Genomic DNA, 9,893 nt, shown 5'->3' with positions numbered 1-9,893 from the left:
TTGTTGAGAGCCGTTCTCAACTGGGAGCCGTAGCGACCCGAGGTCGGCCGCGTCCGCCACACCACGCCCGCGCTTCAGCCCCGCCTCATCCCGCCCTAACCTCGCGGCGCCGGCCAAGAACGTCGCAGCGCAAACGGCTCGTCCGACAACGTCCTTGCGTAACGGCTGCTCAGGCCCTACACTTCTAGCGCTAAACGTGCGACGGACAACCTGCCAGGAAGGTTCGCGATCCTTGAGGGTCCCCGTCATGAGCCCCGTTCCGGGGTGTTTTTGTACGACACGAGGTGGGGTGCCGAGTCCGCGGTGAGCCGTGGGCGCGACGCGTCGACAGAGTGGGCCGCTGGCCCATTTTTCGTTTTTGGACGGTCTTTTTCATGCAGCCGGTAGACAGCACCCTGACCCAATTGGCCCGCCGTGTGGTGGAGCCCATGGGCTACGAACTCGTTGGGGTGGAACATTTCCAGCGTGGTGGCGGCGCCTCCACCCTGCGTGTCTACATCGATCATGCCCGCGGCATCGACCTGGACGATTGTACCGCGGTCAGCCAGCAGTTGAGCGCCGTCCTCGACGTGGAGGACCCGCTGCCGGGCCATTATGACCTGGAGGTCTCCTCCCCCGGACTGGACCGGCCACTGGTGTTTCCGGAGCACTTCGCCCGCTTCGTCGGTGCGCGGATCAAGGTCCGGCTGGCCGAGAAGGTCGAGGGTCGACGCAACCTGGAAGGGGTGTTGCTCGGCCTTGACGCCACGGGTCCGGGCACTGAGATGCTTCGCTTGGAGGCGGAAGGCCGGACCTGGGAAGTCCCGTTCGCGGCCCTGGAGTCCGCCCGTCTGATCCCCGATTTTGCAGCGGCCGCGCGCCGGTAGCCGCGGTCACCGGTCGCACAGTCTTTGAGTATGGGAAGGTATGAGCAAAGAGATCCTGCTGGTTGTTGAGGCCGTATCCAACGAGAAGGATGTGCCCGAGGACGTGATCTTCGAGGCCATTGAGGCCGCGCTCGCCTCGGCGACTCGCAAGAAACACGGTGGCGAGATCGAGGCGCGGGTGGTCATCGACCGTAAGACCGGGGACTATCGGACCTTCCGACGTTGGGAGGTGGTAGTGGACCCGGCGGTCGGCACCGTGCTGGAGGCCCCGGAGCGTCAGATCACCCTGTCCGCGGCCGAGGTGTTGGAGCCTGGTCTCACGGCCGGGGACTTCATGGAGGAGGAGATCGATTCCGAGTTGTTCGGGCGCATTGCCGCCCAGACCGCCAAGCAGGTCATCGTGCAGAAGGTGCGCGAGGCCGAGCGCACCAAGATTGTCGATGCCTTCGTGGAGCGCAAGGGCGAGTTGGTCACCGGCATCGTCAAGAAGGCCGACCGCGGCAGTATCCTGCTGGACCTGGGCAACAATGCCGAGGCCCTGATCCCCCGCGAGCATGTCATCCCACGCGAATCGGTGCGCTCCGGCGATCGGTTGCGCGGTTATCTTTTCGATGTGCGCGCCGAGGCCAAGGGCCCGCAGTTGTTCGTCAGCCGCACCGCGCCGGAACTCCTCATCGAGCTCTTCAAGCTCGAGGTCCCGGAGGTCGGCGAGGGCATGATTCAGATCCTGGGTGCCGCCCGGGACCCCGGTGCCCGCGCCAAGATCGCCGTGCGCACCAAGGACCCACGCATCGATCCGGTGGGCGCCTGTGTCGGCATGCGCGGCTCGCGCGTCCAGGCCGTCTCCAATGAACTCAATGGCGAACGGGTGGACATTATTCTTTACGACGACAACCCGGCCCAATACGTCATCAACGCCATGTCACCGGCGGACGTGGTCTCCATCGTCATCGACGAGGAGGCGCGCAGCATGGACGTGGCAGTGAAGGAGGAGAACCTGTCCCAGGCGATCGGCCGCAACGGTCAGAACGTGCGGCTGGCCAGCCAGCTCACCGGCTGGGAGTTGAATGTGATGAACGAGGAGGCGGCGGCCGCCAAGAGCGAACAGGAGGCGCACCGCTCGGTCAAGAGCTTCATGGATCAACTCGGGGTGGATGAGAACCTGGCCGCTATCCTGGTGGAGGAGGGATTCACCAGCGTCGACGAGGTGGCCTATGTGCCGCTCGCCGAGATGCAGGCGATCGATGAGCTCGACGAGGCCACGATCAATGAATTGCGCGAACGCGCCAAGGACGTGCTGCTCACCCGCGCCATTGCCACCGAGGAGGTGGTCGGGGGCGAGCCCGCGGCGGACCTGCTCGACATGGATGGGATGGACGAGGGCCTGGCCTTGGCCCTGGCCGCCCGCGGGGTGGAGACCATGGAAGACCTGGCCGAACAGGCGGTCGATGAATTGATGGAAATCGAGGGCATGGATGCGGAGCGGGCGGCGCGCCTTATCATGAAGGCACGTGAGCCCTGGTTTGCCGATGCGGGCGGGGAATCCCGTTAGGAGGTCCGTTACATGAGTGAAGTGACAGTCAAACAACTCGCCTCCACGGTCGGCATTCCAGTCGAACGTTTACTGACTCAGCTCGGTGAGGCCGGTATCAGCGCGAATGACGCCGATTCCACCCTGACCGAACAGGAGAAGCTCAAGCTGTTGAGCTATCTGCGGCGCAGCCATGGTAAGGGCGGGTCCGAGGGCGGGGCTGACCCCAGCCAGGTGACGCTCAAGCGCAAGAGCGTGAGCGAATTGCGCCAACCCGCCGTGACCCCGCGGGTGCCTGGCACCAGCACGGGTGGGGCGGGTGGGGCGGGCGGTTCCCGGCCGACACCGACCGCGCGGGCCAAGACCATCAGTGTCGAGGTCCGTCGCAAGCGGACCTATGTGAAGCGCGGTGACGAGCCGACGGCGGAGGCGACCGCCGAGGCGGCCGCGGCACCGACGCAGGAGAAGGCGCAGACCGTGGCCCCCACCCCCGCACCCGCCAGGCCCGCCGCGCCGCCGCCGCGCCGCGCCGAGCCGCCGCGTCCGCCCCGGGAGCGGCAGACCCTGCGCAGCGCCCCCATCGATGGCGGCCGCCGGCGCACCGAGTTGGAGGCCCAGCGGGCCGAGCGGGAGGCACGTCAGCTAGGCGAATTGGAAGAACACGAGCGCAAGACCCGCGAGGAGGCCGAGCGTCGCCGCGAGGCCGATGATGCGCGGCGCCGTGCCGACGCCGAGGCCGAGGCACAACGCCTGGCCGAGGAGGCGGCGCGTCCAGTCGTGGAGCCTGAACCGGTCGAGGTCGAGGTCGTGGATGAGACCACCCCGGCGGCGGTCGCTCCCACGGCGGCACCGACGGTGGGCGATGAGGTGGATGAGGTGGTGGTGCGTCGGCGCGGCGAGCCCGCCAAGCCGGCCAAGAAGCCCCCGCTGGCCGTTGCCGCCAAGAAGCCGGCCGAGCTCTCCGAGAAGGAGAAGTCGGTCAAGAAGGCCGGGCGCAAGGACTCGGTGCGCGGCGGCCGGGAGCTCGAGGCCCCGCGGGTGGAATATGAAGAGGTGGACGGCGATGTGGCCGGCGGGCGTCCGCGCCGCAAGCGCAAGACCACCAAGCCCCAATTGCAGGACAAGCACACCTTCCAGCGGCCCACCGCACCGGTGATTCGCGAAGTGGCGCTGCCCGAGACCATCTCGGTTGGCGAGCTCGCCAGCCGTATGTCGGTCAAGGCGGGCGATGTGGTCAAGGCCCTATTCAAACAGGGGATGATGGTCACCATCAACCAGATGCTGGATCGCGATACCGCCATCCTGATCGTCGAGGAGATGGGACACACGGCGGTGATAGCGGATCTGCGCACCGCCGAAGACACCCTGATCGAGGAGGCCGACGAGCAGTCCGGCTTGGCCGAGTTGCAACCGCGCGCCCCGGTGGTCACCATCATGGGTCATGTCGACCATGGCAAGACCTCGCTGCTGGACTACATCCGGCGCACCCGGGTCGCCTCCGGCGAGGCCGGCGGCATCACCCAGCACATCGGTGCCTATCACGTGGAGACCAACCGCGGGGTCATCTCCTTCCTGGATACCCCCGGTCACGCCGCCTTCTCGGCGATGCGGGCCCGTGGCGCCAAGGTGACTGACATCGTGGTGCTGGTGGTGGCGGCGGACGACGGCGTCATGCCCCAGACCATCGAGGCGATCCAGCACGCCAAGGCCTCCGGGGTGCCGATCGTGGTGGCCGTCAACAAGATGGACAAGCCCGATGCCAACCCGGATCGGGTCATGCAGGAACTCTCCCAGCACGACGTGCTGACCGAGTCCTGGGGTGGCGACACCCAGTTGATCAAGGTGTCCGCCAAGACCGGCGACGGCATCGACGATCTGCTCGACGCTATCCTGTTGCAGGCCGAGGTGCTGGAGCTCAAGGCCCCGGTGGACGGCCCGGCCCGCGGGACCATCGTGGAGTCCAGCCTGGACAAGGGGCGTGGCCCGGTGGCCACCATCCTGGTGCAGTCCGGCACGCTGCGTCGTGGCGACATGATCGTGAGCGGCGGCGAATACGGCCGGGTGCGCGCCATGTTCGACGAGGCCGGCAAGGCCATCGAGTCCGCCGGCCCCTCGATCCCGGTGCAGGTGCTGGGTCTGTCTGCGCCACCCGACGCCGGTGACGATGTCCTGGCGGTGGTCGATGAACGGCGCGCCCGTGAGGTCGCGGAATTGCGTTCCACCCGCAATCGCCGCTCCAAGCTGGACGAGAACCGGGGCGTGAGCCTGGATCAGATCTTCTCCCAGCTCAAGGACGGGGCGTTGAAGTCGGTCAATCTCATCGTCAAGGCCGACGTACAGGGCAGTCTGGAGGCCCTGCGCGAGAGCCTGCTCAAGCTCACCAATGACGAGGTCAAGGTCATCCTGGTGGCGACCGGGGTCGGCGGTATCACCGAGTCCGACGCCAACCTGGCGGTGACCTCCAATGCGATCATCCTGGGCTTCAATGTCCGGGCGGATGCGGCGGCACGGCGGGTGGTGGATGAGAAGGCCATCGATCTGCGTTACTACAGCATCATCTACGAGCTGATCGATGACGTAAAGAAGGCGATCTCGGGCCTGCTCAGGCCGGTGGTCACCGAGGAGATCATCGGCATGGTGGAGGTGCGGGACGTGTTCCGCTCATCCAAGTTCGGCGCCATTGCCGGCTGTATGGTGGTCGACGGGTTGATCAAGCGCAACAACCCGATCCGCGTCCTGCGCAATCATGTCGTGATCTACGAGGGTACGCTGGAGTCGCTGCGGCGCTTCAAGGACGACGTGCCCGAGGTGCGGGCCGGCACCGATTGCGGTATCGGCGTGAAGAACTACAACGATGTCCAGGTCGGCGACCACATCGAGGTATTCGAGCGGACCGAGCGGGCGCGGGTGCTATAAGGCATGAAGGAATTCGACCGCACCGAGCGCATCGGCGCCGAGCTCAAGCGTGAGCTCTATGAGGTGTTGCGCGACGAGGTGCGGGACCCGCGCCTCGCCGATCTCACCATCCATGAGGTGCGTGTCGTCCGCGACCTGTCGCACGCCAAGGTGTTTTTCACCTGCCTACCCACGGTCGCCACCGGCGAGGATGCCGGCATCAGCGCCGACGGTGAGCACGGGGTCGCACAGACGCGGCTGCTGAATGGTCGTTTGGCCGGCTTCTTGCGCCATGCCCTGTCCCAGCGGGTGCGGCTGCGCACCATGCCGGAACTGCATTTCGTTTATGACACCTCCATCGGTGCGGGGATGCACCTGTCCGCACTCATCGAGCGGGCGGTCGAGGGGATCGCTGACCGGGACGCGCCTGAGGATGGACCTGAGGATGGCGAGGCGAACGCCGCGGACTCATCTGCACCCGGCAATGTATCGGGGCAGCCCACATGAAGGGGGTACAGCGGCGTAACCCACCGGGGCGTAATGTCACAGGTATCCTCTTGTTGGACAAGCCGTTAGGGCTCTCGTCCAACGACGCACTGCAACGGGTCAAGCGGCTGTATCGCGCCGCCAAGGCCGGGCATACGGGCAGTCTGGACCCGCTGGCCACCGGGCTGTTGCCGGTGTGTCTGGGCGCGGCCACCAAGTTTTCGGCCTTTCTGCTGGACGCGGACAAGCGCTATCGGGTGCGGGTACGGCTCGGTGTCACCACCACCACGGCCGACGCCGAGGGTGAGGTGGTGGAGACCAAGTCGGTGGAGGGCATCGACGCGGAGGGCGTGCGCGCGGTGCTCACTGACTTCCTGGGTCTGATCGACCAGCTCCCGCCCATGTATTCGGCGATCAAGCTGGGTGGCGAGCGGCTCTACAAGCTGGCCCGTCAGGGTGTGGAGGTCGAGCGGGCCACGCGCCCGATCCATATCTTCTCGCTGGATTTGCTGTCCTGCGAACTGCCGGAGATCGAGCTCGACGTCCATTGCTCCAAGGGCACCTATGTGCGCACCCTGGCCGAGGATATCGGCCGGGTCCTGGGCTGCGGCGGTCATGTCAGTGCGCTGCGTCGCACCGGGGTCGGACCCTACGCGGAGAACGTGGTCGAGTTTATTACCCTGGATCAGGTGCGCGACCTGGCCGAGCAGGAGGGTGCGGCCGCGCGGCTCGACGCCTTGCTGCTGCCGCTGGATTCCGCCCTGGGCCATTGGCCGGCGGTGCGCCTGTCGGCCGATGCCGCATTCTATTTGCAGCAGGGCCAGGCCGTGCTGGTCCCCCAGGCCCCCACCGGGGGGCTGGTGCGGCTATACGATGTTTCCAAGAACTTCCTGGGTGTCGGTGAGATCCAGGATGACGGCAAGGTGCAGCCCAAGCGCTTGGTCTGATAATTTCGCTTTAATTTCACACCGGCTCGATCCCCTGATGTCATTGTCGGGGCGATCGGCGGCGGCGGTTGCCGTCGCTTAAGGGCCTTATAACCCCCCTCCCCACTCGATTAGGAGACCGCCAATGACCATGACCGCTGAGCAGAAAAAAGAGGTCGTCACGGCCTATGCCCGTGCTGAAAACGACACCGGTTCCCCCGAGGTGCAGGTCGCACTCTTGACCGCCCGCATCCAAGGCCTGACCGGTCATTTCAGCGAGCACAAGCACGACCACCACTCGCGCCGCGGCCTGGTTCGGATGGTCAACTCCCGGCGCAAGCTGCTCGACTACCTCAAGCGTGAGGATGTGGACCGTTATCGCGCGCTGATTGCGCGTCTGGGTCTGCGTCGCTGACGTCCGCCCACGGGGGCGGCGACAGCGGTCGCCCGCTCCCGGGTCCCCGTGCGGCCGTAGGCGCCGCCCGGGTTCCCACACCCCAGGTGCCGGCCGCCCGTTGGCGCCACCCCGAGACCCCGACGCACCAGGACGCTTAAGGCTTCGGCGACTCAAAACCCGAGACCCGAACCTGCGATTGCAACGGTTCATCCGGACCAGCGATCCACACCCGCGACTCAGACCCGAGGCATGACCCGTGATTCCAGTGATTCCCACTCCAATCGTTAAGCAGTTCCAGTTCGGCGACCAGACCATGACGCTGGAGACCGGCGAGATCGCCCGTCAGGCGGACGGCGCGGTCATGGTCAACATGGGCGGCACCGTGGTGCTGGTCACCGTGGTGGTGCAGAAGAAGGCAGGTCCGGAACGTGATTTCCTGCCGCTCACCGTGGACTACCAGGAAAAGACCTACGCCGCCGGCCGTATCCCCGGCGGCTTCTTCCGGCGCGAGGGCCGCCCGAGCGAGACCGAGATCCTGACCTCGCGTCTGATCGACCGCCCGATCCGCCCACTCTTTGCCGATGGCTTCACCAACGAAGTCCAGATCATCGCCACGGTCAAGTCACTGAACCCGGCCGTGAACCCCGAGGTCCCGGCGCTCATCGGTGCCTCCGCCGCGCTGGCCGTCTCCGGGGCGCCCTTCAACGGACCCATCGGCGCCGCCCGCGTCGGCTACAAGGACGGCAAGTACATCCTCAATCCGTCGGTGATCGGCCTGGGGCCGGACAGCGACCTGGACCTGGTGGTCGCCGGCACCGAGCACGCCGTGCTGATGGTGGAGTCGGAGGCGCGCGGCCTGTCCGAGGAGGTCATGCTCGGCGCCGTGCTGTTCGGCCACGAACAGATGCAGGTCGTCATCGCCGCGATCCGCGAACTGGCAGCGGCGGTCCACAAGGCCCCCATCAACTTCAAGCCGGTCCAGCCCGACCCCGAATTGGAGGAGGCGGTTGCCAAATACGGCAGCAACCCGCTCGCCGAGGTCTACACCATCAAGGAGAAGATGGCCCGCTATGAGGTGCTGGATGCGGTGCGCGCCGATGTCATCGAGCGCATCCGCGCCATCGAGGGCTGCACCTGGAGCGAGCAACAGGTCATGGCCTCCATCGAGCGTCTGGAGGGCCGTATCGTGCGCGGCAGCATCCTCGACGGCCGGCCGCGTATCGATGGGCGCGACACCTCCACCGTGCGCCCCATCACCATTCGCACCGGTGTACTGCCCCGTACCCACGGCTCCGCGCTCTTCACCCGCGGCGAGACCCAGGCCCTGGTCATCACCACGCTCGGCACCGAGCGTGACAGCCAGGTCATCGACGCATTGGATGGTGAGCATCGCGAACCCTTCATGCTCCACTACAACTTCCCGCCCTTCTGTGTCGGTGAGATCGGCCGCGTCGGCAGCCCCAAGCGCCGCGAGATCGGTCACGGGCGGCTCGCCAAGCGCGGCGTGCTGGCCGTCATGCCCGGCATTGAGGCCTTCCCCTATTCGGTGCGGGTCGTCTCCGAGATCACCGAGTCCAACGGCTCCAGCTCCATGGCCAGCGTCTGCGGCACCAGCCTGTCGCTGATGGATGCCGGCGTCCCGATCAAGGCCCCGGTGGCCGGCGTGGCGATGGGCCTGATCAAGGAAGGGGACAAGTTTGTCGTCCTCACCGACATCATGGGTGACGAGGACCATCTGGGCGATATGGACTTCAAGGTCGCCGGCACCGCCGCCGGCATCAATGCCTTGCAGATGGACATCAAGATCGAGGGCATCACCCGCGAGATCATGGAGGTGGCGTTGGCCCAGGCGAAGGTCGGCCGGCTGCACATCCTGGGTGAGATGGCCAAGGTGATTAATGTTCACCGCGCCGAGATGTCAGAGCATGCCCCGCGTATCATCGAGATCAAGATCCACCCGGAGAAGATCCGCGATGTCATCGGCAAGGGCGGCTCGGTCATTCGTGCCATCACCGAGGAGACCGGCGCCACCATCGACATCACCGACGATGGCGTGGTCAAGATCTTCTCGGTCGAGAAGGCGGCCGGCGAAGAGGCCAAGCGTCGTATTCGCCTGATCACCGCCGATGTCGAGGTGGGCAAGGTCTATGAGGGCAAGGTCGCCCGCATCATGGACTTCGGTGCCTTCGTCACCATCCTCCCGGGGCGCGACGGTCTGGTGCATATCTCCCAGATCTGCGAGGAGCGCGTCCAGTCGGTGACCGACAAGCTCAAGGAAGGCGACCAGGTCCGCGTCAAGGTCCTAGAGGTCGACAAGCAGGGCCGTATTCGCCTGAGCATGAAGGCGGTGGAATTGGGCGAGTGATTGCCTGATCCGCTGGAGACCGGCCATCCGCGGATGGTCGGGTAAGAATAAGGGGCCGAGAGGCCCCTTTTTCTTTCACTAGAGGGTGACGGTCCAGCCGGGTATTGCGGGTCTGGGTGCGGCGGATGTACATGCCCGCAACGCGACAAGCCCGCGCCCAAGGAGACAATGGCCATAATGAAAAATTATGGCACTACATTGCGGGCGTCGAACGCGGGCTAGAAATACCTCAGTGAGTTAGCTGCGGGGCTACCGTAAATACCAATGCGGTCATGTCAAAGGTGGGCTAGTGCTGCAGAGTGAAAATTCTGGCACCGCTTGCGGGCTGTGTTCGTTATCATGCTGAACACGTCAACTTCCCGCTGCTTGAGTTTGTTCGCCATGCCCCTTTGCACCGCCGCCCCCGTGGATATCACCGAGAAACAAC

The 9,893-nt window shown here is 65.7% G+C and carries 7 protein-coding genes; all 7 read left to right on the top strand.

The features are described 5' to 3' along the window. The first annotated feature begins 374 nt into the window (after positions 1–374). The 7 genes from rimP (at position 375) to pnp (ending at position 9,466) form a co-directional block, all read left to right on the top strand. Complete coding sequence (rimP, locus tag QZX93_RS13920) at positions 375–866, top strand: ribosome maturation factor RimP (RefSeq protein WP_295387289.1); 492 nt, start codon at positions 375–377, stop codon at positions 864–866. Positions 867–906: 40 nt separating this feature from the next. Next, entirely contained in the window at positions 907–2,418 is a 1,512-nt protein-coding gene (gene nusA / locus QZX93_RS13915; protein WP_295387292.1) for a transcription termination factor NusA, read from the top strand. 12 nt (positions 2,419–2,430) lie between these two features. Beyond that, entirely contained in the window at positions 2,431–5,313 is a 2,883-nt protein-coding gene (gene infB, locus QZX93_RS13910; protein WP_295387295.1) for a translation initiation factor IF-2, read from the top strand. Positions 5,314–5,316: 3 nt separating this feature from the next. Continuing rightward, the gene (gene rbfA / locus QZX93_RS13905; protein WP_295387298.1) at positions 5,317–5,799 is read left to right on the top strand and encodes a 30S ribosome-binding factor RbfA; all 483 of its coding nucleotides are present in this window, start codon (positions 5,317–5,319) and stop codon (positions 5,797–5,799) included. Beyond that, positions 5,796–6,725 (top strand): tRNA pseudouridine(55) synthase TruB, encoded by a 930-nt coding sequence (gene truB / locus QZX93_RS13900; RefSeq protein WP_295387301.1) that lies wholly within the window; start codon positions 5,796–5,798, stop codon positions 6,723–6,725. The genes rbfA and truB overlap by 4 nt, the downstream gene beginning before the upstream one ends. 124 nt (positions 6,726–6,849) lie before the next feature. After that, positions 6,850–7,119, top strand: a complete 270-nt coding sequence (rpsO, locus tag QZX93_RS13895; RefSeq protein ID WP_295387303.1) for a 30S ribosomal protein S15 — start codon at positions 6,850–6,852, stop codon at positions 7,117–7,119. Between the two features lie 247 nt (positions 7,120–7,366). Further along, positions 7,367–9,466 (top strand): polyribonucleotide nucleotidyltransferase, encoded by a 2,100-nt coding sequence (gene pnp / locus QZX93_RS13890; protein ID WP_295387306.1) that lies wholly within the window; start codon positions 7,367–7,369, stop codon positions 9,464–9,466. The last annotated feature ends 427 nt before the right edge of the window (positions 9,467–9,893 follow it).

Origin of the sequence: uncultured Thiodictyon sp., from assembly GCF_903946935.1 — a bacterium.
GTDB lineage: Bacteria > Pseudomonadota > Gammaproteobacteria > Chromatiales > Chromatiaceae > Thiodictyon.
This window is presented reverse-complemented; position numbering and strand designations above follow the sequence as displayed.

Excerpts from the sequence above, each read along its gene's own strand:
- rimP (WP_295387289.1), top strand. The coding sequence starts at position 375 with ATGCAGCCGGTAGACAGCACCCTGACCCAATTGGCCCGCCGTGTGGTG.
- rbfA (WP_295387298.1), top strand. The coding sequence starts at position 5,317 with ATGAAGGAATTCGACCGCACCGAGCGCATCGGCGCCGAGCTCAAGCGT.
- rpsO (WP_295387303.1), top strand. The coding sequence starts at position 6,850 with ATGACCATGACCGCTGAGCAGAAAAAAGAGGTCGTCACGGCCTATGCC.
- infB (WP_295387295.1), top strand. The coding sequence starts at position 2,431 with ATGAGTGAAGTGACAGTCAAACAACTCGCCTCCACGGTCGGCATTCCA.
- truB (WP_295387301.1), top strand. The coding sequence starts at position 5,796 with ATGAAGGGGGTACAGCGGCGTAACCCACCGGGGCGTAATGTCACAGGT.
- nusA (WP_295387292.1), top strand. The coding sequence starts at position 907 with ATGAGCAAAGAGATCCTGCTGGTTGTTGAGGCCGTATCCAACGAGAAG.